Genomic DNA, 24,980 nt, shown 5'->3' with positions numbered 1-24,980 from the left:
GGGGACAGTGTGAGTTGGAGGGGCGCATGTCAGATCTTCCCCGCAAGGCGGTCACCCGTACCGCCAAGCTGGCCGCGCTGCCACTGGGATTCGCCGGCCGCGCCACCTGGGGGCTGGGCAAGCGGATCGGCGGCAGGTCGGCGGACCTCGTCGGCCGCGAGCTCCAACAGCGCACCGCCGAGCAGCTCTTCCGGGTGCTCGGCGAGCTGAAGGGCGGCGCCATGAAGTTCGGGCAGGCGCTGTCGGTCTTCGAGTCGGCGCTGCCGGAGGAGATCGCCGGTCCGTACCGCGCCGCGCTCACCAAACTTCAGGAAGCCGCACCGCCGATGCCGACCGATTCGGTGCACGCGATTCTGGCGGAGCGGCTGGGTGCGGACTGGCGCGAGCTGTTCACGGAGTTCGAGGACAAGCCGTCGGCGGCCGCGTCGATCGGCCAGGTGCACCGCGCGGTCTGGCACGACGGCCGTGAGGTGGCGGTCAAGGTCCAGTACCCGGGAGCGGGCGCGGCCCTGCTGTCCGACCTGTCCCAGCTGGGCCGCTTCGCCCGGCTGCTCGGGCCGCTGATCCCCGGCATGGACATCAAGCCGCTGATCTCCGAGCTGCGTGACCGGGTCTCCGAGGAGCTGGACTACGCCCTGGAGGCGGAGGCCCAGCAGGCGCACGCCGAGGAGTTCGCCGACGACCCCGACGTACGGGTACCCGCGGTGGTCCATCAGGGCGATCAGGTGCTGGTGACCGAGTGGATGGAGGGCGTCCCCCTCTCGGAGGTCATCGCGAACGGCACCCAGGAGGAGCGCGACCGGGCCGGACAGCTCCTCGCCCGCTTCCTCTTCTCCGGCACCGCGCGCACCGGTCTGCTGCACGCCGACCCGCACCCGGGCAATTTCCGGCTGCTGACCGGCGACGCCCCCGACGGCCCGGCGGAGAAGTGGCGGCTGGGCGTTCTGGACTTCGGCACGGTCGACCGGCTGCCGGACGGCCTGCCGTCCACGATCGGCGCCTCGCTGCGCATGACGCTCGACGGCGAGGCCGAGGCGGTCTACGAGCTGCTGTGCGAGGAGGGCTTCGTGAAAGAGTCCATCGAGCTGGACCCCGACGCGGTGCTGGACTATCTGCTTCCGATCATCGAACCGGCCCAGGTGGACGACTTCACCTTCACCCGCTCCTGGATGCGTACCCAGGCCGCGCGCATCGCCGATCCCCGCTCCCCCGCCTACCAGCTGGGCCGCCAGCTGAACCTGCCCCCCTCCTACCTGCTCATCCACCGCGTGACGCTGAGCACGATCGGCGTCCTGTGCCAGCTGGGAGCCACCGTCCGTCTGCGCGACGAACTGGAGTCCTGGCTCCCGGGCTTCACCACCGACGACGCCTCCACCACCGGCGTTCCCACCCCGTCCGTGCCCGGACAGAGCATCCCCGCGGAGGAGGAGACACCGGCCTGAGGCGCGGGCAGGCAGCAGGCGGGAAATGGCAGGTGGCAGCCGCCGGCCGTCGGTCGTCGGCCGTCGTTCACCGTGTCGGTACCGGATCCAGGTGGGATTCGATGAAGCGGAGGCTGGCCCGGGTGCAGGTGTCGCAGAGGTGCTGGCGGGTGCCGTGGGAGATGGTGCAGGTCCAGGTGGCCGGGGTGCCCTCGGCCGTGACGCCGCACTGCGCGCACTCCGCGTCGTCGGTGGTCAACTCCGCCTGTTCATACGTCTTCTGGTTCATCAGCCGACAATATCCCCGTCACCGCCGGGAAAGAGGGCACAACGCCTCAGGGGCCGCCCAGTTGGACAGCCCCTGAGATGTGTGGTGTCGCGGTGGCCGCCTGGTGCGGTGGTGACACCGCCGGGCGGCCCGGCACCGTACGGATGCCGGGCAGCCGACAGGTCACTGCATGACGGCCATGGCCAGAGCGCGCCGGGCGCGCAGCGACGCCCGCTCGGCGCGGCGCTGCATGCGCCGGGCCGTGGCGAGGCGCTGGGCCCTGCGTTCGGACTCGGCCTCTTGCAGGCGCTGTTGCATATGTGCGCGCGCCAGGGCTTCTGGGATGAGTTGCATTTCACGGGTCCTGTTCTGGCGCGACTCGATCACGCCGGAGTTCGCTGGTGCGGTGGTGTCGGTGAGGGAGGGGTTCATCGGGTCCTGCTTCTGGGGGTCCCGCTGGGTGGGACGGTCGATCGTTCCTGTGCCGCTGGTGTAGGTGCCGCCGAGATTCATGCCGCGACCGGGTTCTTGCGCGGACGGCCACGCGGACGCTTGCGGGGCACCACGACGCCCTGGACGAACAGTTCGCCGCCCCAGACGCCCCACGGCTCACGACGGTCCTTGGCGCCGGCGAGACACGCCTCGCGCACCGGACAGGTCTGGCACAGGGACTTGGCGTACTCCACGTCGGCCGGGGTCTCGGCGAAGAAGACCTCGGGGTCGTAGGTACGGCACGGCACGGCGGCGCCGAGTCGGTCGATCTCGTCGTCGAGCTCGGTGAGGGGCAGCAAGGGGGTCTCCTGGGGGTCGGGCGGAGGGATCAGGTCGGTGGCGACGGACGGGGTGTGCGACTGGAGTTGCACGGTGGTGTGTTCCTCGTCTGTTCGGCCCGGCTGGTGGCTGGGCTCATGGGCAAAGCAAAAGGGCCGCGGATCCCGGTGTGGGTTCCGCGGCCCTGGAAGGTGCCGACCTGATCATGCGAATCAGGCTGGATCTCTCCAGGGTTCGTGCCCGCGGTGGGCCCACGTGTCCTGCTGCGTCTGGTACTGCATCCGGGATTCGGCACCGTTGGCCGCCGCGCCGGCAAAGGCATGCGCATTCGCTGCCTGTGCCGCTGCCGCTACTGCGGGTGCCTGGGTCGGTCGCTCGTCGCACTCACCCTTGGGCAGGAACACCAGGGAAGCGGCACGGGAGACCTCAAGACCGGACAGTCGGCCGGAGCCGGACAGACCGGTGCCCGGGAGCGAGGCGCCGAGCATGCAGGTGGCGACGACCGAACGATCGGTCATTTTCTGGGTCTCGATGAAGCTGATCACTGGTCTCGCCTCCTCTCGGCGTCTCGGCGGACCGGAAAATCCGGTCCGGGCTTGTTCAGTACAACACGAAATCAGCGGATCCCGGAAGGCCCGTCGTCTTCGTGCCTGTGAAGGCTATGGGGATGCGCTCCGCGCGCGCAAACTATTTTTCTGACGACTTTCCGGAGGTTCTTGCACCACCCTCCGAAAGATCGTCCGGCGACGGCCCGTCCGCTGCCGGAACGAGCTCCTCACCTGCGCACAGCGCGAGGACGTCGGCGCCGAATCTGCCCAGCTTGCGTCCCCCCACACCAGGGATGCCCGCCAGCTCCCCCTCGGTTCCCGGAACGGCCTCGGCGATCGCCATCAGCGTCTTGTCCGTGAAGACGCAGTACGCCGGCTGGCCCAGCTGCCGTGCCCGTTCGGCCCGCCAGTCGCGCAGCCGCCCGTACAACGCCTCGTCGAGCTCGCAGGGGCAGTCGTCGCAGCGCATGAGCTTCATTTCACCCGCATCGGTGAGCGTCTTGCCGCAGACCCGGCAACGGGCGGGTGACCGGGTCCGGCGCTTGGCCGCACCCCTGGTCGCGGCGCCGCCGCGCTCGATGCCGCCCGCGGCGGCAGCCGCCGCCCGGCGTCCCGCGCCCCCCGATCCGGGCCGCAGACCGTCCAGGAAACGGCTGGGGCGCCGGACCGCACGGCCGCCCGGAGCGCGCGACAGGGACCACGAGAGCCCCAGATGCAGGCGGGCCCGGGTCACGCCCACGTACAGCAGGCGGCGCTCCTCCTCGACCTGCTCGTCGGTCTTGGCGTAGGTGATCGGCATCATGCCCTCGGTCAGGCCGACCAGGAAGACGGCGTCCCACTCCAGGCCCTTGGCGGCGTGGAAAGAGGCGAGCGTCACACCTTCGACGGTCGGGGCGTGCTGGGCGTTGGCCCGCTCGTCCAGCTCGGCGACCAGATCGGCGAGGGTGGCCGCCGGCCGGGCCTTGGCGAAGTCCTCGGCGAGGCGGACCAGCGCGGCCAGCGACTCCCAGCGGTCCCGCACGGCACCGGACCCGGCCGGGGCCACACTCGTCCACCCCATGTCGCTCAGCACCGCCCGCACCTCGGACGGGAGGTCCACGGCGTCGTCCAGGAGGGCGTCGTTGGCGCCGAAGCGGGCGGCGCCGCGCAGCTTGACGCCCGCCTCGCGCACCTCGGGCCGCTCGAAGAACCGCTCGGCACCCCGGAGCTGGTACGGCACGCCGTGGTCGGCGAGGGCCTGCTCGTAGACCTCGGACTGCGCGTTGATGCGGAACAGGACCGCTATCTCGCTGGCCGGCACGCCGGACGCGATCAGATCGCGGACACGGCGGGCGGTGCCCTCGGCCTCCGCGGGCTCGTCCGCGTACTCCGCGTACGCCGGCTCGGGGCCGGCGTCCCGCTGCGAGATCAGCTCCAGCCGGTGCTCGGCGGCACGGCCGCGCGCCTGGGAGAGCAGCCCGTTGGCGAGGTGCACGACCTGGGGGGTGGAGCGATAGTCCCGTACGAGCTTCACGACCGTGGCGTTCGGATGGCGGGTGCGGAAGTTCAGCAGGTGGTCGGGGGTGGCGCCGGTGAAGCTGTAGATCGTCTGGCTGGCGTCGCCGACGACGCAGAGGTTGTCGCGGTCGCCGAGCCACAGGTCGAGCAGCCGCTGCTGGAGCGGGCTGACGTCCTGATACTCGTCCACGACGAAGTGCTGGTACTGGGCGCGGACCTGCTCGGCGATGTCGTGCCGGTCCTGCAGGACGCCGACCGTCAGCAGCAGCACGTCCTCGAAGTCGATGGTCCCCCGGTCGCGCTTGAGCTGCTCGTACGTGCCGTAGATCTGCCCGATCTCGGCGGGGTCGCGGGGGGCCTCGCGTCCGGCCTTGTGCACGGCGGCCGGGTAGTCGGCGGGCACGGTCTGGGTGACCTTGGACCACTCGATCTCGCCCGTGACGTCACGCAGCTCGTTGCGGTCCAGGCGGATACGGCAGCGGGCGGCGGCCTCCGCGACGACCTGGACCTTGCGCTCCAGCAGCCTCGGCACCTCGCCCCCGACCGCCTTCGGCCAGAAGTACTGGAGCTGGCGCAGCGCGGCCGAGTGGAACGTCCGGGCCTGCACCCCGCCCGCCCCCAGCTGCCGCAGCCGCCCGCGCATCTCCCCCGCCGCGCGGGCGGTGAAGGTGACGGCGAGCACCGTGGAGGGCTGCAGGATGCCCGCACGCACGCCGTACGCGATGCGGTGGGTGATCGCGCGGGTCTTGCCCGTCCCGGCGCCCGCCAGGACGCACACGGGCCCGTGCAGGGCCGTGGCGACCTCGCGCTGCTCGGGGTCCAGGCCGTCGAGCACCGCGTCGGCACCCTCGGGCGTGGCCGGGAACTGGGTCGCGGCCGCAACCTGCGGGAAGAGAGTGGAGTCCGATGCTGCTGTCACCCGACCATGCTGCCAGGTCGACCGGGGCAGCCGGGAAAGTTGTCCACAGCCGTCACCCCGCGGTCGTACGAATACGCGGGCCTTCAGAAGTGGCACCGTACGTGTACGGGAGCGGCCCGGCACGGACGGGAATGGTCCGGCCCGCGCAGACGTTCTCCCAGCGATACACGCCGAGCTTGAAGGAGCGCGAGGACCCATGGCGGGCACTGTGACGATGTACAGCACCACGTGGTGCGGCTACTGCCGTCGGCTGAAGGGCCAGATGGACCGCGAGGGCATCGCGTACACCGAGATCAACATCGAGCACGACCCCGAGTCCGCGGCGTTCGTCGAGAAGGCCAACGGCGGCAATCAGACCGTGCCGACCGTCCGCGTCGTTCCCGCCTCGGGCGAGGAGTCGGTCATGACGAACCCGTCCCTGGCCCAGGTCAAGCAGGCGCTCGGCGTCTGAGCCGCGGATTCACGGGTTTTCGTGGACGCCCCTGGCCGTGAGACGGCCGGGGGCGTCACGCGCGGGCGAAAGGGGCGTCGTACCGGCCGTCACGCCCGCGAATCCCGTGCGGGCCACCGCGCCCCGGTCACCCTCGTACGGGCCATCGCGGCCGTGGCCGGCGCTCTGCCCGCGTCACCGCCTGGTCACTCCGGACGGCGGCTGTACCGCTCCACCGTTTCCTTCGCCGTGGATGCGTCCTTGAAGATCAGTTCCCACGGTCCGGTGTTCACGTCGAAGTCCTTGCCGAACCCGACCCATTTCCCGGCCAGGCGCCGTCCAGTCGGTTCGGCGAGCAGTTGGACGGCTCCGTGATAGCGGGCGCCCGCGTAGTAGCCGTCCGTCGCGGTCTGCTCCACCCAGGTCCCGGTGACCACGTTCCCGTCCACGGTGAGGTCCAGGGAGAGCGGTGAGTCGGGGTGGGACGACGCTCCGGGCAGTGACCGGCCGGTGAGCCGGTTCCCGTTCTGTACCAGTACGACGAAGTGGGCGCCGGTGAAGGTCTGCCCCCTGCCGGACGAGTAGAACTCGTACCGGCTGAGCCACACACCCGCGTAGTGCGCGTGTCCGGGCGTCTGGGCGGCCGTCTCGATGGCGCCCGGGGCGGACTCGCTTCCGGCGACCCCAGCGCCCCCGGGAGCCCCCGGCACACCACCGGCCACGTCATGCCCTCCGGCACCGTCGTCGCGTGTCTGAACCATGGCCGGCAGGGCGAACCCGAGTGACTCGATGGGCAGCCCGGTGACCTTCTCCAGGGCGCGTACGTACACGGGCCTGGGCACGCGGGTCGTGCCGCCCTCCCAGCGCTGCACGAGCCGCTTGTTGGCGTCGTTGGGTTCGCCCGCCCCGTCGCCCGCCTTCCGGAGCGCGCGGGCCATGTCGTCCTGGCTCATCCGGAGGGACAGGCGCACGGCCCGGAAGGCCGCGTTCGCTGAGAGATCCGGCGCGATCGTCATGGATTCAAGCTAGACCCGACCCCCGCACCGTGACACCGCTTTGACGTCTCGCACATGACGCCTGACGGACTCCGAACGGGCGCCTCACCGCCGTCGCGATGACGTGCGGCCGCCCGGAGCATGGGCCCCGTGAGCGAGAACCCGACGGACAGGTGCGAGGCATGCGAAGTGTGCGAGCTGTTGAAGGCGCTCGAAGCCGCGGGCCGGGGGAGCCGGGACCAGTCGATGGAGGTGGACGCCCGGGTGCGGTACCGGCGCCATATGAGGGAGGCGCACCAGCGGGAGGTTCCGCTGCCGCGGTGAGGGGTGCGGGCGGCGCGGTTCCGCCGCGTCCGTTTCCCTGCGGGATCTGCGCGGCCAAGGGCAGACAGTCCGGACAGTAGCGGCAGCCGGTGCGCGACCGGGCCGGGGGCCGGGGCCTGTCGCGGCCCCGGCCGGTGGGGTCACGGCTTGGGCAAGGGCTTGCCGTACCAGGCTTCGATGAGGCGGGCGGCGATGGAGATGCCGTACGGGGGCAGGACCTCGCCGGACTCGAAGGCGGCCTTCAGATCCTCGCGGGAGAACCAGCGGGCCTCCTCGATCTCCTCGCCGTCGACCTGGATCTCGGAGGACGTGGCGCGGGCCATGAAGCCGAGCATCAGGCTGGACGGGAACGGCCAGGGCTGGCTGGCGACGTATTCGACGTCGCCGACGACGACACCCGCCTCCTCGAAGACCTCGCGGGCCACCGACTGCTCGATGGACTCGCCGGGCTCGACGAAGCCGGCCAGGGTGGAGAAGCGGCCCTCCGGCCAGTGCACCTGGCGGCCGAGGAGCGCGCGGTCCTCCTCGTCCGTGACCAGCATGATCACGGCGGGGTCGGTGCGCGGGTAGTGCTCGGCGCCGCAGGCGGGGCAGCGGCGGATGTGGCCGGCCGCCGCGATGACGGTGCGTTCGCCGCAGCGGGAGCAGAAGCGGTGCAGGCGCTGCCAGTTCTCCAGGGCGACGGCGTGCACGAGCAGCCCGGCGTCGCGCGGGGACAGCAGCAGGCCCGCCTCGCGCAGGCCGGCGGGGCGCGCGGACTGGTCCATGCGCCCCGGCAGCGAGTCCTTCTGGAGCGCGAAGTAGCGCACGCCGTCCTCGTCGGTGCCGAGGAAGTAGCGGTGCGTCTCGGTGAGCGGCGCCTCGAAGGACGGCGTCATGACCAGTTCGGTGCGGCCGTCGGGGGTGTCGTCGACCAGTGCCTGGCCTCCGGAGACCACGAAGACGCGCGTCGTCGGGTGGCTCCAGGCCGCCGCGAGCCACGCCTCGTCGAGGCGGTGGTGGGCAGCTCTGTCGATGCCGCTCGGCGCGCTGAACGTGATCGGCCGGTCGGCGCTGTGGTCGGTCCAGGTGGTCACTGCGGTTTCCAACTCCCCCTAGGGCGTGGGTGATTGCCGCCCGTGGGCGCGGCCGCCGGGCGGGCGGCGGACCGGGCGGCGAGGGTGGTACGAGTGGCACGGCTCGTGCGCGGACCGGGCGGCGACGTGCGGGCGGCCACCGTCCGGGCGCGGGCCGGCAACCCGGCCGCGGCGCGGCTCGCCGGCCGGGTCACGGGCACGGACGCCGTCGGGGCATGGTCACGGATCAAGCGACGCGCCAGTTCTCCGCCAGGTCGCCCCACAGGTGCGCGGCGGTCTCGACGCCCTTCATCAGCAGGTCCAGCTCGACCTTCTCGTTCGGGGCGTGCCAGCCGTCCGAGGGGATGGATATGCCGAGGAAGAGGACCGGTACGCCGAGGACGTCCTGGAGGTCGGCGGCCGGGCCCGAGCCGCCCTCGCGGGTGAACCGGATCTTCTGGCCGAAGGCGCGGCCCATGGCCCGTACGACGGACTGCAGGGCGGGGTGGTCGAGCGGGGTCAGGCAGGGGCGGGTGGCGCCCCAGAAGGTGATCTCGTGGCGGATGCCGTCGGGCAGCCGGGCGGCGACCCAGTCCCGTACGGCCTGCTGGACCGCGGCCGCGTCCTGGCCCGCCACCAGGCGGAACGAGAGCTTCAGCTGCGCGGCGGACGGCACGATGGTCTTGCCGCCGGGGCCCTGGTAGCCGCCGCCGATGCCGTTGACCTCGGCGGTGGGGCGGGCCCAGATGCGCTCCAGGGTGCTGTGGCCGGTCTCGCCGAGCGCGGCGTGGGAGTGGGCCGTACGCAGCCACTCGGGCTCGTCGAAGGGCAGCTCGGCGAAGAGTTCGCGCTCGCGGTCGGTCAGCTCGACGATGCCGTCGTAGAAGCCGGGGACCGCGACCCGGCGGTCCTCGTCGTGGAGGGCGGCGGCCAGGCGGGCGGCCTCGGTCGCGGGGTTGGGCACCGCGCCGCCGAAGGAGCCGGAGTGGATGTCCTGGTCGGGGCCGTACAGGTCGATCTGGCAGTCGGTGAGGCCGCGCATGCCCGTGCAGACGGTCGGGGTGTCCTTGGACCACATGCCGGTGTCGGAGACGATCACCGTGTCGCAGGCCAGCCGGTCCGCGTGCCGGGCGATCAGCGCCGGGAAGTTCGGGGAGCCGGACTCCTCCTCGCCCTCGATGAGGAGCTTGAGGTTGACGGCCGGGGCGGTGCGGCCGGTCGCGGCGAGGTGGGCGCGGACGCCGAGGGTGTGGAAGAACACCTGGCCCTTGTCGTCGGCGGCGCCGCGTGCGTACAGCTTGCCGTCGACGGTCTGCGGCTCGAAGGGGTCGGTGTGCCAGCCGTCCTCACGGGCGGCGGGCTGCACGTCGTGGTGGCCGTAGACGAGGACGGTGGGGGCCGACGGGTCCCCGGAGGGCCACTCGGCGAAGACGGCGGGAGCACCGTCCGTCTCCCAGATCTCGGCGGTGGGGAAGCCGGTCGCGGTGAGCCGGCCGGCCAGCCATTCGGCGCTGCGGCGCACGTCGGCGGCGCGCTCCGGGTCGGCGGACACCGAGGGGATGCGCAGCCAGGCGGCCAGGTCGTCGAGGAACTCTTCGCGGTGGACGTTGATGTAGGCGCGGACGGCGCTGTCCGAGGTGGTGCTCATGTGTCCGAGCCTATCCGGCGCGCGGGCGCGGTCGGCCGCCGGTCTCGTCGATCTTGTCACCTCTGCTCTCCTCCCGCCGTGTCCTCCATGTCCGTCGTCGCGTCCGCGTCGCCGGCGGTCCGTGCGGGTTCGCCGAGCAGGATGCGTTCCAGCCCGGCGCGGTCGGGCAGCCGCTGCGGACGGACCGTCTCGCCACTGCGTACGTACAGGAACGCGGCGTCGACCGCGGACAGCGGCAGGCCGTGCTGCTCGGCCCAGGCCACCCGGTAGAGGGCCAGCTGGAGCGGGTCGGCGGTCTGCGCGTGGTGGGTCTTCCAGTCGATGATCTCGTAGGTGTCCCCCTGGGGGCCGCGGTTGCGGTAGACGGCGTCGATACGGCCGCGGATCACCCGGCCCGCGAGGGTGACCTGCACCGGGACCTCGATGCGGTACGGGGTGCGGCGGGCGTACGGGGTGCGGGCGAAGGCGTCCTTGAGTGCCTCCAGGTCGTCCTCGTCCCTGATCGGGTCGGCTTCTCCGGCCGCTTCCTGGGCGCGGGCTTCATGGCCGTACGCGCCGCCCGGCAGTTCGTCGGGGCCGAGCAGGGGCAGCGTCAGTTCCTCGAAGCGCGACTCCACCCAGGCGTGGAAGCGCGTGCCGCGGCGGGCGGCGGGCCGGGGCGGGTGCGGCATGGGGCGCGCCAGCTCCCGGGTGAAGCCGTCCGGGTCGGACGCGAGCCACAGCAGCTGCGAGGCGCTGAGCGAGGACGGCAGGGGCACGTCGCGCACGGTCGCGCGGGAGCGCCGCAGCTCATCGGCGAGCGCGTCGAGGTCGCGGTCCCAGGAGGCGACGGTCCGGCGCTCCTCGGGGAGGAGGGGGTTGGGGCCGGGTTCCGGGGCGGCTTCGGGGGCGTGCGCCTGGGCCGGTACGTGGGCGAGCCCGGCAGCGGCGGGTACGGCATCGCCCACGGCTCGGCCCGGCCGCTCGTCGTCCTCCGGGTGCGCGGGCCGCTCGGCGCTCCAGGCGTCCCAGTCGGCGAGGTGGTGTTCGGGGCCGGGGTCGGGATCGGGGGCGGAGTAAGGGGCAGGGGCGGGGGCGAAGCCTGGCCCCTGGGCGGCGTCGGCGGCGTGCGCGTCTTCGTACGGGGCGCCCTCATAAGGATCGCCCTCGTACGGGTCGCCCTCGTACGGGTCACCCTCGTACGGGACGTCCGCGTAGGGGCTGTCCTCGTACCGGCCGGGTACGGACGCGGCTCCCCCCGCCGCCGGATGCGGGGCATCGTGGGTGGCTGCGGCCTCCGGGCCGTCGGTCGCGGCGGCGGCGTGGGGCAGCACGGCACCGGCGCTCGGGTCTGCACCTGTACCGACGCCCGGGCCTGTGCCGACGCCCGTGCCCGCACCGCCCCCCGGCATCCCGTCCAGATACGCCCGGACCGTCGCGGCGGCCGCGCGGCGGCGTTGCTTCGCCACCGCGTCCAGCGGGAGCGGCCATTCCCGCTCGGTCTCCGCCTCCTTCAGCGAGGGGTTCTCCGCGCCCTCCTCGGGGGCGTCGGCCCACTCCTCGATCTCGCCGTGACCGGCCTCGCAGTGGGCGCGCAGGGCCTCCAGGAAGGCGGACGGGCCGCGCGGCCGCTTCTGGTCGGGGCCCCACCAGTGGCCGGAGCCGAGCAGCAGGGAGCGGGGGCGGGTGAAGGTCACGTAGCCGAGGCGCAGCTCCTCGACGGACTGGTGGTCCTTCATCGCCTCCTTGAAGGACTTCAGGCCACGGCTGCTCCAGTCGGCCACGTCCGGCAGCGTCGCGGCGTCGCCGCGCAGGGCGTGCGGCAGGACCTTGGGCTGGGTGAGCCAGGAGTCGCGGGCCTGCTCGCTGGGGAACTGCTTGCCGACCAGGCCGGGGACCGCGACCACGTCCCACTCCAGGCCCTTGGACTTGTGGGCGGTCAGCACCTTGACCGTGTTGTCGCCGCCCGGGAGGGAGCTGTCCAGGCCCTTCTCGTGCTGGACGGCCGTGCGCAGGAAGCCCAGGAAGGCGAGGAGGGTGGCGTCGCCGTCCAGCGCGGCGCCGCCCTGCTTGGCGGCGAAGCCGGCGGCGATGTCCAGGAAGGTGCCCAGGGTCTCCCGGCGGCGGGCGGCCAGCGCGCGGGGGGACGCGGACAGCTCGACCTCCAGGCCGGTGACGGTCAGCACTCGATGCAGTGCGTCCATCAGGGGGTCGCCCGCGGAACGCCGCAGCTCGCGCAGCTCGCGTGCCACGTAGGCGAAGCGGACGCGCGCCTCCGGGGAGAACGGCAGGCCGTCGTCGGGGCGGCCGTCGGACTCCAGGAAGGTGTCGAGCGCGTCGGCGAGCGAGATCGTCTCGGCCGGGTCGACGCCCTCCACGGCTTCGGCCAGCCGCCGTTCGGGGTCCTCGGACTGGCCGTCGCGGTGGACCAGGAGCCGCGCCCGGCGGCCCAGGAGAGCCAGGTCACGGGGGCCGATCTGCCAGCGCGGGCCGATCAGCAGCCGTACCAGGGCGGCGTTGGCCGTGGGGTCCTGGAGAACCTCGCAGACCGCCACCAGATCGGCGATCTCGGGCAGGTGCAGCAGCCCGGACAGGCCCACGACCTCCACCGGGATCTCCCGTGCGACCAGCTCGCCCTGGATACGGGCGAAGTCGCCGGCGGTCCGGCACAGCACCGCGATCTCGCCGGGCGGGGTGCCCGTGCGCACCAGGTGGGCGATGTTTTCAGCGAGCCAGGTCATCTCCTCGGCGTGGGTGGGCAGCAGCGCGCAGCGCACCACGCCGTCGCGCTCCGCGCCCGGCGCCGGACGCAGTGCCTCGACGCCCGCGTGCATGGCGCGGAGCGGCGCGGCGAGCCCGTTGGCCAGGTCGAGCAGCCGGCCGCCGCTGCGGCGGTTCTGGCTGAGGGCGGAGCGCGCGGCCGGGCTGCCGTCCTCGTAGGGGAAGTGGTCGGGGAAGTCGTCCAGGTTGGCGACGGAGGCGCCGCGCCATCCGTAGATGGCCTGGCAGGGGTCGCCGACGGCGGTCACCGCATGGCCCGTACCGCCGCCGAACAGGCCGGAGAGCATGATCCGCTGCGCCACGGAGGTGTCCTGGTACTCGTCCAGGAGGACGACCTTGAACTCCTCCCGGAGCAGCGCGCCCACCTCGGGGCGGGTGGTCGCGAGGGTCGCCGACAGGGCGATCTGGTCGCCGAAGTCGAGCAGCTCGCGCCGCCGCTTCTCGGCGCGGTACGTCCTGACCAGCTCCAGCAGCTCCAGGCGGCCGCGGGCCGTCTCGGGCACCTTGCGCAGGTCGGCGTTGGAGAGTCTGACCTGGTCGAGGGCGGTCAGCAGCTCGGTGTCGTACGCCCGCAGGCGGTCCGGCTCCACCAGGTGCTCGGCCAGCTCGCCGTCGAGCGCGAGCAGGTCCTCCACCAGGGCGGGCAGCGACTTCGTCAGGGCGGGATACGGGCCGGGGGCGGTGCGCAGCACCCGGGCGGCGAGCTGGAAGCGGGTGGCGTCGGCGAGCAGGCGGGCGCTGGGCTCCAGGCCGATGCGCAGGCCGTGGTCCTTGAGGAGCTGGCCGGCGAAGGAGTGGTACGTGGAGATCCGGGGCTCGCCGGGGACGCCGTCCGAGGCCGCCGGAGCGCCGGGCCCCGTCCCCCCGGCTCCCGGGAGGCCCGCGCCGAACGGATCGGCCGGTTCCGTCACCCCGGCCGCCGCCAGGGCCTTGCGGACGCGCTCCGCCAGCTCGCCCGCCGCCTTGTTCGTGAACGTCAGCCCGAGCACCTGCTCCGGGGCGACCTGGCCCGTGCCGACCAGCCACACCACGCGCGCGGCCATGACCGTGGTCTTGCCGGAACCGGCGCCGGCCACGACGACCTGCGGGGCGGGCGGTGCGGTGATGCAGGCCGTCTGCTCCGGGGTGAACGGGATGCCGAGGAGCTCCTTGAGCTGCTCGGGGTCGGTGATGCGAGCTGACACATCCGAGACCGTATCCGCCCCCACTGACAATCGCGGCAAACGCCTGCTGAGCGGGGTGCGGGCGGCCGCCGGAACCGTCAGTCCACCACGTGCTGCCCCTCCGGCAGCGCCGAGCAGGCGCTGCGGAACGTGCAGTGGGTGCAGTGCTGTCCCGTGGTGGGCGTGAAGCGCTCCTCCAGGACGCGGCCCGCGGCGGTGGCCAGCAGCTCGCCCACCCAGTCCCCGTCCAAAGGGCCTTGCGCCTGGACTGCGGGAAGCGCGTCCCCGCCTTCCTTCTGGGGGGCGCCCAGCCGCAGGTGGACGAGTTCCGCGCCGCCCGGCTCGGGGCGCTGCCCGTCGAAGGCGGCGTCCACCGCGCCGGTGCGCACCGCCAGCTGGTACACGGCGAGCTGCGGGTGCCGGGCGACCTCAGGGCCGGTCGGCTTCTGCTTGCCGGTCTTGAAGTCGACGACGTACGCCCGGCCCTCCGCGTCCCGCTCGACGCGGTCCATGCTCCCCCGGATGCGGACGGCGTACTCGCCCGCTTCGAGGGTGACGTCGAAGCCGTGCTCGGTCGCGACGGTCTCGCGGCCGAGCGTGCCGCGCTCCATCACGTGCCAGCGCAGGAAGCGTTCCAGTGCGGCGCGCGCGTTGTCCTTCTCCTGCCGCGACTTCCAGGGCGCGTCGAACGCGAGCGCGTCCCATACGGAGTCCAGGCGCTCCATCAGGACGGACAGGTCGGCCGGAGTACGTCCGGAGGCGACCTCGTCGGCGAGTACGTGCACGACGTTGCCGAAGCCCTGGGCGGCGGTCGCGGGCGTGTCCGCCTTCACCTCGCGCCCCAGGAACCACTGGAGTGCGCAGGTGTTGGCGAGCTGGTCCAGCGCGCTGCCGGAGAGCGTCACGGGACGGTCGCGGTCACGCAGGGGCACGGCGCTGTGCGTCGGCTCGTACAGGCCCCACCACTGGTCCGGGTGGGCGGCCGGCACCAGCGGCTGGCCGTCGTCGTCGCGCAGCGCCGCCAGCTTCGCCAGCCGGCGTGCGGCGGCCTCCCGCAGGGCCTCGGTGGCGTCCGGGTCGACGGTGGTGGCCCGCAGCTCCGCGACGAGCGCGGCGACCGACAGCGGACGGCGGGGGCGCCCGGTGACGTCCTGCGGCTCCACGCCCAGCTCCGTCAGGAAGCGGGACGGCTGGTCGCCGTCGTCGGACGCGGCCTTGACCGCGGTGACCACCAGGCGCTCGCGGGCGCGGGTCGCCGCCACGTAGAACAGCCGGCGCTCCTCGGTGAGCAGCGCGCCCGGCGGCAGCGGCTCGGCCAGTCCGTCGCGGCCGATCCGGTCCGCCTCCAGGAGCGAACCGCGCCGGCGCAGGTCGGGCCAGAGCCCTTCCTGTACGCCGGCCACGACGACGAGCCGCCACTCCAGCCCCTTGGAACGGTGCGCGGTCATCAGGCGCACCGCGTCGGGACGTACGGTCCGGCGGGTCAGAGTGTCCGCGGCGATGTCCTGGGCGTCCAGTTCCTCCAGGAAGTTCAGGGCGCCCCGGCCGCCGGTACGGGCCTCCGCCCGGGCGGCGGTCTCGAACAGCGCCACCACGGCGTCCAGGTCGCGGTCGGCGTTGCGGGCCGCCGCGCCGCCGCGCCGGGCGGTCCGCTCCAGCCGCTGCGACCAGGTGGGCGTGCCGTCCCACAGGGTCCACAGGGCCTCTTCGGCGGTGCCGCCGCGGGCCAGCAGATCGCGGGTGGTGCGCAGCAGCTCACCGAGCTGCCGTGCGCCCCGCGCGTACGCCGGATCGTGCGCGATCAGGCGCTCCGGTTCGGCGAGCGCCCGCGCGATCAGTTCGTCGGAGGGCCGCGGTACGTCGTGCCCGGCGGCCCGCTCCTCCTCGCGCAGCGCCCGCCCGAGCCGGCGCAGGTCGGCGGCGTCCATACCGCCGAGGGGGGAGGTCAGCAGGTCTATGGCCGTTTCGGCGGAGAGGCCGGGGGGTGTCTCGGCGCGCCGGTCCGCCCCTGCGGGGGCGTCCTCAGCGGGAACGTCACCGGCAGGGGCGTCGTCCGCCGAGGCGTCCCCGGCGGAAGCATCGGCGACGGGCGCGTCGGCGGCGGCCGCACCGCCGGCGGGCGCGGCCACCACCGCCGAAGCCGCCGCCGCTGGAGCCGCCGCCGAAGCCGCCACCCGCAGGGCCGTCAGCAGTGGTGCCACCGCCTGTTCCTGCCGCAGGGGCAGGTCGTCGCCGTCGATCTCCAGGGGCACACCGGCCGTGGTCAGGGCCCGCCGCACGCCGGGGAGGGAACGCGCGCCGGCGCGTACGAGGACGGCCATGTCGCGCCACGGCACCCCGTCCTCCAGGTGCGCGCGCCGCAGAATGTCCGCGATGTTGTCCAGTTCGGCGCCCGGCGTCGGGTACGTGAAGACCTCGACGCGGCCGCCGTCCCGTACCGCCGCCAGGTCGCGGTGTGCCCGTACCGCGCGGGCCGGGAGGCGGGTCAGCGGCATGCGGGCGGTGAGCCGCCGGGTGGCCGCCAGCAGGGCCGCGCCCGAGCGGCGGGAGGTGCCGAGCACCTCGACCGGCGCCGGGGTGCCGTCCGTACGCGGGAACATCGCCGGGAAGTCGAGGATGCCGTTGACGTCGGCGCCGCGGAAGGCGTAGATCGACTGGTCCGGGTCGCCGAAGGCCACGAGCGTACGGCCGCCCCCGGCCAGCGCGCGCAGCAGCCGTACCTGGGAGGCGTCCGTGTCCTGGTACTCGTCGACGAACACCGCGTCGTAGCGCGCCGCCAGCTCCGCCGCGACCTCGTCGCGCTCCGCGAGCAGCACCGCGCGGTGCACCAGTTCCGCGTAGTCCAGCATGCCCTGGGCGTCCAGCACGTCCAGGTACTCGGCGAGGAACCCGGCCGCCGCGCCCCAGTCGGGCCGCCCCGTACGCCGCGCGAAGGCGGCGAGCGCGTCCGGACCCAGCCCCAGCTCCCGGCTGCGCGCGAGCACCGCGCGGACCTCGTCCGCGAAGCCGCGCGTCGTCAGACAGGCGCGCAGCTCGTCCGGCCAGCGCACCCGGGCCCGCCCGGCGGCCGCCAGCCCGGCCTGCCCTTCGAGGAGCTCGCGCACGACGAGGTCCTGCTCGGGCCCGGACAGCAGCCGCAGCGGGTCGGCGAACAGGTCGGCGTCCTGATGGGCCCGTACGAGCGCGTAGCAGTACGAGTGGAAGGTGGTCGCCTGCGGGGCGGCGGTGCTGCCCAGGCGCGCGGCGATCCGGTCCCGCAGTTCGACGGCGGCCTTGCGGCTGAAGGTCAGCACGAGCAGCCGCTCGGGGGCGGCGCCCTCCAGTACGCGCCGGGCGACCGCCTCCACGAGCGTCGTGGTCTTGCCCGTACCCGGGCCGGCCAGGGCCAGCAGCGGCCCGCCGCCGTGGTCAACCACAGCACGCTGACGTGCGTCCAAAGCAGGAGGGTCCGCCGGTCCCGGCCGGGTACGCACCAGTCGGTACGCGCCGGCGGCATCCCGCCGCGCCGGCCGCCGGCGCGGCTGCGCGGACGGCATGGCCGAGGCCGAGAAGGAGGAACTCACGTGGATCGCCGGTCCTGGGAGGAGGTGCTGGTCGTGGTGCGCACCGCGGTGCGGGGCGTGGCGGTGCGGCCACCGCGCCGGGCGCCGGTGGGCGGGGCGGTGGTACGGACCGTGCCCGACGCTACGCCAGGTGGCGCACGAGCCGCAGTCCGTCCCACGACGGTACGTCGGATGGGTGCGTCCGTGTCGGATGCGCCGAACGGGTCAGGTGAGCTGGACGGGACCGGCGGGCCGGATGGGACGGATGGGCCGGACGGAATCCGCCTGCCCAGCAGGACCGGCCTGCCGGACGGGACCGGCCTGCCGGGCAGACCGCACGCGCCTCCGCGGCGCCCGGCCAGGACGACCGGATCAGCACGCGCCGGACCCGCGGACCTCGACCCCACGGACCTCGACCCCACGGACCTCGGCCCCGTACGCCTCGCCCCCGCATCCCCCGGACGGACGCACTACGGCCCCACCCGCTCCGAACCCACCACCCCCTCAGCCCTCCACCCCACCCCCGTCCCACCGAGCCCGCCGCATGTCGAGGCGCGGTACATGCCCCTCGGCGGACCTGGACGCCTCCCGCAGCGGAGTGCCTTCCTCCCGGTAGTGCGCCAACGCGCGCAGCTCGCTGCCCGGCAGCAGCTGCCCGTCCGCGCGCACCACGCGCCACCACGGCACGGCGCCCCCGTACAGGGCCATCACGCGCCCCACCTGGCGCGGCCCGCCCACACGTCGCCCGCCACCGGCCCCCGCGGACCGCTCGCCGGAGGCCGGCTCCCCCGGCGGCTCCTCGCCCGCGAGCCACTCGGCGACGTCGCCGTACGTCATCACCCGCCCGGGCGGGATCAGCTCGGCGACGCCGAGGACCCGTTCCGCGTACTCGGGGATCCCCCCGGCGTCGTACTCGGGAATGTCTCCCGCTGTCCCACTCATTCGGCCCATCCTGCACCACACCACCGACAGTCCCGCCCCGCCCGAGCGGCGGCCCGCCGACGGCGTGCGCGGGCGGTCGCGGCGGCGTATGTTCCGTTTCCCGGCCCTTCGAAATGCACCCTGATGCCCTCCGCCTCCTCCCGGCCATGCCACCATCTTCCGGGCGGTGACTGGTGATACGAGATCAAAAAGAGACGGCCGAACAACAGGGTGCGGTGCCTCCACGGGAGGCCGGCACCCCTGAGGCGCTGTCCTCCGCCACCCCCGCCCGGGGGGACGGAAAACCACGGGGGAAGCCGTCACAGGCTTCCGAGACCGAAAAGGCGAGCACGATCGAGAAGGCCGGAAGAGCCGACGAGCCCGCGAGTCCGGAGGAACCGGAAGGGCCGGCCGGGCCGGCAGGGCCGGACCGGCCCTGCCGGGCCGACACGGCGACCGCTTCCACCGGAGCGGAGGGCACGGCAGAAGAGGAACGCACCGTCGACGGGACGGCCGGCCCGGACCGGCCGGGCGACACGCGCGAGGCCACCGGGGCGGGAGCGGCCGCCGGGACCGGCGCCACCGCCGAGCCCGCCGCCCCCGCCGCAGTTGGCGAAGTCGACGGAGCCGAGAAAGCCACCAGAAGCAGCAAGGGCGAAAAGGTCGACAAGGGCGACAAGGTCGACAAGGTCGACAAGGGCAGCAGAACCGACCGGTCCGACCGGCCGGCCCCGCCCCACGACCACGTGGGCAGCGAGTTCCACGTCGACCAGGTCTCCGGTGACGAGCCGCTGCTGCCCGCCCGGGTGCACCGCCCGTCCGACCTGATGCGCCTGCTGCTCGGGATCGTCGGCATCGCGCTGGTCCTGCTGCTGGCGACGTTCGCGCACGGCACGACCCAGGGCCTCCAGCGCGACATCGGCGAGGGCGCGGGGCTGGCACCCCGCCTGCTGATCAACTTCGCCGGGCTGGCGTCCAGCGTGGCCGTACTGATCGTCCCGGTGGCCTTCGCCGTCGAACGGCTGATCAAACGGGACGGGCTGCGGATCGCGGACGGCGTGCTGGCCGCGGTCCTCGCGCACGGGGTCTCGCTCGCCACCGACCTGTGGGTCGCCGAGGCCGCCCCGGAGTCCATCCGGATCGCGCTGACCCAGCCCCTGGCCAACGGCGGGCTGACCCCGCCGGTGCACAGCTACCTCGCGCCGGTCATCGCGTACATGACCGCGGTGGGGATGTCGCGGCGCCCGCGCTGGCGGGTGGCGATGTGGTGCGTGCTGCTGCTCGACGCGTTCGCCGTGCTCGTGGGCCGCTACACGACGCCGTTCGCCATCGTCACCACCATCCTCATCGGCTGGACGGTGGCCTTCGGGACGCTGTACGCGGTCGGCTCGCCCAATGTGCGCCCCACCGGCCAGAACCTGCTCGCCGGCCTGCGCCGGGTCGGCTTCCACCCCGTCCGGGCGGTGCGCGCCGAGGACATCGGCACCGCCGAGCACCCGGAGCACGCCGACCGCGGCCGCCGCTACATCGTCACCCTGGAGGACGGCCCGCCGATCGACGTCACCGTCGTGGACCGCGAACGGCAGGCCCAGGGCTTCTTCTACCGGGTGTGGCGCCGGCTGTCGCTGCGCGGCATCAACCAGCGCCGCAGCCTCCAGTCGCTGCGCCAGGCGCTGGAGCAGGAGGCGCTGCTGGCGTACGCGGCCATCGCGGCCGGCGCCAACGCGCCCAAGCTGATCGCCACCTCCGAGCTGGGCCCGGACGCCGTGATGCTCGTGTACGAGCACATCGACGGCCGGCCGCTGGACTCGCTGCCGGACGAGGAGATCACCGGCGAGCTGATGCGCAACGCCTGGCGGCAGGTGGCGGCGCTGCAGTCGCGGCGCATCGCGCACCGGCGTCTGGTGGGTGACGCCCTCCTGGTGGATCGTTCCGGCAGGATTTTCCTGACCGAACTGCGCGGCGGCGAGATCGCGGCCGGCGACCTGGTGCTGCGGATGGACATCGCGCAGCTGCTGACCACGTTCGCGCTGCGGGTCGGCGCCGAGCGGGCGGTGGCCGCGGCCCTCGACGTGCTGGGCCCCGACGCGGTCGCCGACAGCCTGCCGCTGCTCCAGCCGATCGCGCTCAGCCGCACCACCCGGGCCACTCTGCGCCATCTGGCCCGCGAACGCTCCGCACGCGAGCGGGAGGCCGTCCTGGAGGCGTCGCGCGTCGCCAAGGAACGCAAGGCTGCCGAAGCGGCCGGGCGGGGCGGTGCACTCCCACAGGAACAGCCGACCAACCGCAAGGTGGCGCGCGCCGAGAAGAACGCCGAGAAGCGGGCGGTCGACGAGGCGCTGGAGGAGGCCCGCGAGGAGGACCTGCTCTCGCAGATCCGCCAGCAGGTGCTGCTGATCCGGCCGACCGCGCCGGTCGAGCCGGCCCGCCTGGAACGGATCCGGCCCCGCACCCTCGTCAGCTGGATCGCCGGTGTCTTCGCCGCGTACTTCCTGCTGTCGCAGATCACCCACGCCAACTTCGGCCAGGTGGTCGGCGAGGCGCAGTGGCTGTGGGTGGCGGCGGCGCTGGCCTTCTCGGCACTGACCTACCCGGCGGCGGCGATGAGCCTGCTCGGCTTCGTACCGGAGAAGGTGTCCTTCCTGCGGACGGTGATCGCGCAGGTGGCGGGCAACTTCGTCAAGCTGGTCGCACCGGCAGCGGTGGGCGGCGTGGCGCTGAACACCCGCTTCCTCCAGCGCTCCGGCATCCGGCCCGGCCTGGCGGTGGCGAGCGTGGGCGCGTCCCAGCTGTTCGGTCTGGGCTGCCACATCGTGCTGCTGCTGACCTTCGGCTATCTCACCGGCACGGAGCGCACCCCGTCGCTCTCACCGTCCCGCGCGGTGATCGCGGGCCTGCTGACGGCCGCCGTGCTGGTGCTGGTGGTCACCGCGGTCCCGACGCTGCGCAAGTTCATCTCCACCCGCGTACGGTCGCTGTTCGCGGGCGTGGTGCCGCGCATGCTGGACGTGCTCCAGCGCCCGAAGAAGCTGGCGATCGGCATCAGCGGCACGCTGCTGCTCACGGCGGCGAACGTGCTGTGCCTGGACGCCTCGATCCGCGCGTTCGGCGGGGGCGGGCAGCTGAGCTACGCGGCCATCGCGGTGGTCTTCCTCGCGGGCAACGCGGTGGGCTCCGCGGCGCCCACCCCCGGCGGTGTGGCGGCCATCGAGACCGCGCTGACCACCACACTGACCCTGGCCGGGCTCACCGGGGACATCGCGTTCCCCGCGGTGCTGTTGTTCCGGCTGATGACGTTCTGGCTGCCGGTGCTGCCGGGCTGGATCTCGTTCACGCATCTGACCCGCAAGGGCGAGATCTGAGCACCGGGTACGGCGAAGGCCCGCGCCCCTCGGGGTGCGGGCCTTCGCCGTGTGCGGCCGGCAGCCGGCCACCGAACGGTCGGTGGACCGGCTGCTCCGGGAACGGTCAGTAGACCGGCTTCTCCGGCTCGACCGTGTTGACCCAGCCGATGACGCCGCCGCCGACGTGCACCGCGTCCGCGAAGCCCGCGGACTTCAGGACGGCGAGGACCTCGGCGGAGCGGACGCCCGTCTTGCAGTGCAGGACGATCTTCTTGTCCTGCGGGAGGTCCTGGAGCGCGCTGCCCATCAGGAACTCGTTCTTCGGGATCAGCTTGGCGCCGGGGATCGAGACGATCTCGTACTCGTTCGGCTCCCGGACGTCGATGATCTCGATCTTCTCGTCCGTGTCGATCCACTCCTTGAGCTGCGCCGGAGTGATCGTGGAACCGGCCGCCGCCTCCTGGGCCTCCTCGGACACGACGCCGCAGAAGGCCTCGTAGTCGATGAGTTCGGTGACGGTCGGGTTCTCGCCGCAGATCGCGCAGTCGGGGTCCTTGCGGACCTTGACCTGGCGATACGTCATCTCCAGCGCGTCGTAGATCATCAGGCGGCCGACCAGCGGGTCACCGATGCCAGCCAGCAGCTTGATGGCCTCGTTGACCTGGATGGAGCCGATGGACGCGCACAGCACGCCCAGCACGCCGCCCTCGGCGCAGGAGGGGACCATGCCGGGCGGCGGGGGCTCCGGGTACAGGCAGCGGTAGCAGGGGCCGTGCTCGCTCCAGAAGACCGAGGCCTGGCCGTCGAAGCGGTAGATCGAGCCCCAGACGTACGGCTTGTTCAGCAGCACGCAGGCGTCGTTGACCAGGTACCGGGTGGCGAAGTTGTCGGTGCCGTCGACGATCAGGTCGTACTGGGCGAAGAGGTCCATGACATTGCTGGAGTCGAGGCGCTCTTCGTGCAGGTTGACCGTGACATACGGGTTGATGCCCAGCACCGTGTCCTTGGCGGACGCGGCCTTGGAGCGGCCGATGTCCGCCTGGCTGTGGATGATCTGGCGCTGGAGATTGGACTCGTCGACCTCGTCGAACTCCACGATGCCGAGGGTGCCGACGCCCGCCGCGGCGAGGTACATCAGCGCGGGCGAACCCAGTCCGCCGGCGCCGACGGCCAGCACCTTGGCGTTCTTCAGCCGCTTCTGCCCGTCCATCCCGACATCCGGGATGATCAGGTGGCGGGAGTACCTGCGGACCTCGTCGACGGTGAGCTCCGATGCGGGCTCGACCAGGGGTGGCAGCGACACGGGGACTCCGTTGGTCGGTATCTCGATGGGCGACCCCCCGCTCCGGGAGAACCCGGAGCAAGGGACGGTGGTCTCCCCGTAACACTGCCACGCCCTTCTTCATTCCGAGACACCCGGTCCGATACGCGAGACGAATGTGTCCCAGTAACCGGGCAGCGACTCCCAGGCACTCCCTCCGTGGTCGGCGCGGTCGGTGAGATAGACGGTCCCGGCGCCCTGCCAGCGGGCGATCCGCAGCGCTTCTTCCAGGTGGGAGGCGGGGACGCCGTGCACGAGATGGCAGAAGCGGTGCGCCGGGTACTCGGCGGTCCACTCGGCCACTTGGGACCAGCGGTAGTCGGACCAGCGGCCGGCGAAGGTGACGAGCTGGTCGGCGACCTCCGCGTAGCCGGGGTCCGGGTGACGGCCGTGCCCGGTGACGAGGTGCGCGCCGTCCCGGAGGGCCCGCAGGGTGGTGGTCAGCCGCCGGGTCTCGGGCAGCAGTGTCCGATCCGTGGGACAGCGGTCCAGATAGAAACCGTCGACCTTGTACCACTCCAGGAACCGGTGCGCGTCGGAGACCAGTTCACCGAACGGCCGGGCCCCGTGCTCCAGATCGAGGAGGCCCAGCATCCGGGCCCCCGCGTCACGCAGCTGGGCGGCGGCCGGCAGGCAGTACGGGTCGGGGCGCACGCCCGGGCCGCGCGCGACGTTGAGCACCACCCAGTGCAGCGCCGCCGCACCGCTCCGTGGCCCCGGCGCCCGGCGCGCGGCTCCGGTGCAGGCCAACCCCCGGGCCAGGCGCAGCAGCTCGGCCCATTCGGCGGGCGCCAGCAGCGGGTGGGCGAACCCCGGGACACCGACGCCGAGCGGCGCGGCGCCGGTCACGGCGGTGCCGGCGCCCAGGGACGTCGTCAGATACGACATGCGGCCTCCATCCAGATGTCGGCGAGGGATTCCTCCAGCCCGATCCGCGGCCGCCATCCCAGGCGGTCGCGGGCGGTGCGCACGTCCGCCTGCTGCCAGCTCCCGCACCCGTCCGGATAGGGATACGCGGGGGGCACCGTCCCGTGTTCAGAGGCCGGGCCCGGGATGGCGAGCCGCGCGGCGCCGGGGCCGCCCGCGGAGTAGCCGGGCGGGGTGTCCAGTTCGTGGAGCGAGCCGCCGAACCCGGCGACGCGCGCGAGCAGCGCGGCGGCCTCGCGCAGCCGTACGGCGTGCCCGGTGCCGATGTTGACCACGCCCTGGGCGGCGGAGAGCGAGGCGGCGTGCACCGCCCGCGCCACGTCCCGTACGTCCACGAAGTCGCGCTGCACGCCCAGGCCGCCCAGCTTCAGTTCGGTGTCCCCGGACTGCATCGCGCGCCGCATCGCCTCGGCGAGCCGGCCGAGCGGCGAGCCGGCCGGGGTGCCCGGGCCGACCGGCGAGAAGACCCGCAGCACGACGGCGTCCAGGCCGGAGCCGAGGACGAGTTCGGTGGCGGCCAGCTTGCTGACGCCGTACGGTCCGCCGGGCCGCGGCACGGCGTCCTCGGCGGTCGAGGAGCCGGGCTGCGAGGGCCCGTACTCGGACGCGCAGCCCAGATGCACGAGCCGGGCGCCGCAGCTGCTGCGCCGCAGCGACTCGCAGACGGTGGCGACCGCGACGGTGTTGTGCCGGGTCAGGTCGCGGGCGCCGCCGCGGGTGGTGCCCGCGCAGTTGACCACCACGCCCGGATGGACCGCGTCCAGGAAGCGGGTGAGGGCGCCCGGACTGCCGGAGGCCAGGTCGAAGCGGACGTCCGCGTCGTCGCCGCGCCCGAGGGCGGTCAGCTGGACGGCCGGGTCGGCGAGCAGCCGGTCGGCGACGTAGCGGCCGAGGTACCCGTTGGCACCGATGAGCAGCACCCTCATCGCGCGACCCCCCGGTCCCGGTGTGCTTCGGTGGGGTGGACGTTCATGTTGTCGTTCTCCTCATGCGGTGGGTTGAAGACGTGGTTCGGCAGCGGGGACCGCCGCCGCGGGGGCCGGGCGGTGGCGGTGTACGCCGCACGGATGGTGGCGGGCGTCCGGGAGCGGACGGCCGGCACCGTGGGAGCGCCGGTACTGCGGAG

At 73.4% G+C, this 24,980-nt stretch carries 18 protein-coding genes; 4 read left to right on the top strand and 14 right to left on the bottom strand.

The genetic code is table 11. The annotated features are described in order from the left end of the window. Window positions 1-26: 26 nt before the first annotated feature. Window positions 27-1,442 carry an ABC1 kinase family protein gene (locus tag JXZ78_RS25400; RefSeq protein ID WP_030022092.1) on the top strand — a complete coding sequence of 472 codons (1,416 nt, stop codon included), beginning with the start codon at window positions 27-29 and terminating at the stop codon, window positions 1,440-1,442. Between the two features lie 67 nt (window positions 1,443-1,509). On the opposite strand, the gene JXZ78_RS25395 is transcribed toward JXZ78_RS25400, so the two are convergent. From JXZ78_RS25395 to JXZ78_RS25375, 5 genes are all read right to left on the bottom strand, one after another. Beyond that, a complete protein-coding gene (locus JXZ78_RS25395) occupies window positions 1,510-1,710 on the bottom strand; it encodes a hypothetical protein (protein ID WP_030022091.1) in 201 nt (66 codons plus the stop codon). Window positions 1,711-1,872: 162 nt separating this feature from the next. Further along, window positions 1,873-2,202, bottom strand: a complete 330-nt coding sequence (locus JXZ78_RS25390; RefSeq protein ID WP_030022090.1) for a putative WhiB-interacting protein — start codon at window positions 2,200-2,202, stop codon at window positions 1,873-1,875. Next, on the bottom strand, window positions 2,199-2,552 hold the full coding sequence (locus tag JXZ78_RS25385) for a WhiB family transcriptional regulator (protein ID WP_030022089.1): 354 nt from the start codon (window positions 2,550-2,552) through the stop codon (window positions 2,199-2,201). Before JXZ78_RS25385 ends, JXZ78_RS25390 begins: the two co-directional genes overlap by 4 nt. 120 nt (window positions 2,553-2,672) lie before the next feature. Next, the gene (locus tag JXZ78_RS25380; protein ID WP_030022088.1) at window positions 2,673-3,005 is read right to left on the bottom strand and encodes a hypothetical protein; all 333 of its coding nucleotides are present in this window, start codon (window positions 3,003-3,005) and stop codon (window positions 2,673-2,675) included. A gap of 142 nt (window positions 3,006-3,147) precedes the next feature. Next, the gene (locus tag JXZ78_RS25375; RefSeq protein WP_106968849.1) at window positions 3,148-5,424 is read right to left on the bottom strand and encodes an ATP-dependent DNA helicase UvrD2; all 2,277 of its coding nucleotides are present in this window, start codon (window positions 5,422-5,424) and stop codon (window positions 3,148-3,150) included. A 196-nt stretch (window positions 5,425-5,620) separates the two neighbouring features. Between JXZ78_RS25375 and JXZ78_RS25370 the strand changes: the two genes are divergently transcribed. Further along, window positions 5,621-5,875 carry a mycoredoxin gene (locus JXZ78_RS25370; RefSeq protein ID WP_030022086.1) on the top strand — a complete coding sequence of 85 codons (255 nt, stop codon included), beginning with the start codon at window positions 5,621-5,623 and terminating at the stop codon, window positions 5,873-5,875. A gap of 185 nt (window positions 5,876-6,060) precedes the next feature. On the opposite strand, the gene JXZ78_RS25365 is transcribed toward JXZ78_RS25370, so the two are convergent. Further along, the gene (locus JXZ78_RS25365) at window positions 6,061-6,870 is read right to left on the bottom strand and encodes a helix-turn-helix domain-containing protein (RefSeq protein WP_030022085.1); all 810 of its coding nucleotides are present in this window, start codon (window positions 6,868-6,870) and stop codon (window positions 6,061-6,063) included. 129 nt (window positions 6,871-6,999) lie between these two features. On the opposite strand from JXZ78_RS25365, the gene JXZ78_RS25360 reads away from it, so the two are divergent. After that, window positions 7,000-7,173: a hypothetical protein gene (locus JXZ78_RS25360; RefSeq protein WP_157851664.1), complete on the top strand. Its 174-nt coding sequence runs from the start codon at window positions 7,000-7,002 to the stop codon at window positions 7,171-7,173. 140 nt (window positions 7,174-7,313) lie between these two features. On the opposite strand, the gene nudC is transcribed toward JXZ78_RS25360, so the two are convergent. From nudC to JXZ78_RS25335, 5 genes are all read right to left on the bottom strand, one after another. Beyond that, window positions 7,314-8,249: an NAD(+) diphosphatase gene (nudC, locus tag JXZ78_RS25355; protein WP_030022083.1), complete on the bottom strand. Its 936-nt coding sequence runs from the start codon at window positions 8,247-8,249 to the stop codon at window positions 7,314-7,316. 226 nt (window positions 8,250-8,475) lie between these two features. After that, window positions 8,476-9,876: a dipeptidase gene (locus tag JXZ78_RS25350; RefSeq protein ID WP_030022082.1), complete on the bottom strand. Its 1,401-nt coding sequence runs from the start codon at window positions 9,874-9,876 to the stop codon at window positions 8,476-8,478. Between the two features lie 56 nt (window positions 9,877-9,932). Beyond that, window positions 9,933-13,820: a UvrD-helicase domain-containing protein gene (locus JXZ78_RS25345; RefSeq protein ID WP_050502736.1), complete on the bottom strand. Its 3,888-nt coding sequence runs from the start codon at window positions 13,818-13,820 to the stop codon at window positions 9,933-9,935. Between the two features lie 77 nt (window positions 13,821-13,897). After that, complete coding sequence (locus JXZ78_RS25340) at window positions 13,898-17,335, bottom strand: ATP-dependent helicase (RefSeq protein WP_033038699.1); 3,438 nt, start codon at window positions 17,333-17,335, stop codon at window positions 13,898-13,900. A gap of 510 nt (window positions 17,336-17,845) precedes the next feature. Beyond that, on the bottom strand, window positions 17,846-18,283 hold the full coding sequence (locus JXZ78_RS25335; RefSeq protein WP_078624464.1) for an MGMT family protein: 438 nt from the start codon (window positions 18,281-18,283) through the stop codon (window positions 17,846-17,848). An 806-nt stretch (window positions 18,284-19,089) separates the two neighbouring features. Here JXZ78_RS25335 and JXZ78_RS25330 point away from each other — a divergent pair. Beyond that, on the top strand, window positions 19,090-21,624 hold the full coding sequence (locus JXZ78_RS25330; protein ID WP_238783369.1) for a lysylphosphatidylglycerol synthase transmembrane domain-containing protein: 2,535 nt from the start codon (window positions 19,090-19,092) through the stop codon (window positions 21,622-21,624). A 106-nt stretch (window positions 21,625-21,730) separates the two neighbouring features. Here JXZ78_RS25330 and moeZ read toward each other — a convergent pair whose 3' ends face one another. From moeZ to JXZ78_RS25315, 3 genes are all read right to left on the bottom strand, one after another. Further along, on the bottom strand, window positions 21,731-22,909 hold the full coding sequence (gene moeZ, locus JXZ78_RS25325) for an adenylyltransferase/sulfurtransferase MoeZ (protein ID WP_030022076.1): 1,179 nt from the start codon (window positions 22,907-22,909) through the stop codon (window positions 21,731-21,733). Window positions 22,910-23,008: 99 nt separating this feature from the next. After that, a complete protein-coding gene (locus tag JXZ78_RS25320; protein ID WP_030022075.1) occupies window positions 23,009-23,815 on the bottom strand; it encodes a spherulation-specific family 4 protein in 807 nt (268 codons plus the stop codon). Further along, window positions 23,803-24,780, bottom strand: a complete 978-nt coding sequence (locus JXZ78_RS25315; RefSeq protein ID WP_030022074.1) for an NAD-dependent epimerase/dehydratase family protein — start codon at window positions 24,778-24,780, stop codon at window positions 23,803-23,805. The genes JXZ78_RS25320 and JXZ78_RS25315 overlap by 13 nt, the downstream gene beginning before the upstream one ends. Window positions 24,781-24,980: the final 200 nt, after the last annotated feature.

Source organism: Streptomyces monomycini (assembly GCF_022271435.1).
Classification (GTDB): Bacteria; Actinomycetota; Actinomycetes; order Streptomycetales; family Streptomycetaceae; genus Streptomyces; species Streptomyces monomycini.
The sequence above is the reverse complement of the archived record's forward strand: the minus strand, read 5'-3'. Positions and strand labels throughout refer to the sequence as shown.

Coding starts and splice junctions, on each gene's coding strand:
- JXZ78_RS25365 (WP_030022085.1), bottom strand. CDS start 6,870: ATGACGATCGCGCCGGATCTCTCAGCGAACGCGGCCTTCCGGGCCGTG.
- JXZ78_RS25350 (WP_030022082.1), bottom strand. CDS start 9,876: ATGAGCACCACCTCGGACAGCGCCGTCCGCGCCTACATCAACGTCCAC.
- JXZ78_RS25395 (WP_030022091.1), bottom strand. CDS start 1,710: ATGAACCAGAAGACGTATGAACAGGCGGAGTTGACCACCGACGACGCG.
- JXZ78_RS25315 (WP_030022074.1), bottom strand. CDS start 24,780: ATGAGGGTGCTGCTCATCGGTGCCAACGGGTACCTCGGCCGCTACGTC.
- JXZ78_RS25340 (WP_033038699.1), bottom strand. CDS start 17,335: ATGCCGTCCGCGCAGCCGCGCCGGCGGCCGGCGCGGCGGGATGCCGCC.
- JXZ78_RS25320 (WP_030022075.1), bottom strand. CDS start 23,815: ATGTCGTATCTGACGACGTCCCTGGGCGCCGGCACCGCCGTGACCGGC.
- JXZ78_RS25390 (WP_030022090.1), bottom strand. CDS start 2,202: ATGAATCTCGGCGGCACCTACACCAGCGGCACAGGAACGATCGACCGT.
- JXZ78_RS25330 (WP_238783369.1), top strand. CDS start 19,090: ATGCGCCTGCTGCTCGGGATCGTCGGCATCGCGCTGGTCCTGCTGCTG.
- JXZ78_RS25335 (WP_078624464.1), bottom strand. CDS start 18,283: ATGAGTGGGACAGCGGGAGACATTCCCGAGTACGACGCCGGGGGGATC.
- JXZ78_RS25370 (WP_030022086.1), top strand. CDS start 5,621: ATGGCGGGCACTGTGACGATGTACAGCACCACGTGGTGCGGCTACTGC.
- JXZ78_RS25400 (WP_030022092.1), top strand. CDS start 27: ATGTCAGATCTTCCCCGCAAGGCGGTCACCCGTACCGCCAAGCTGGCC.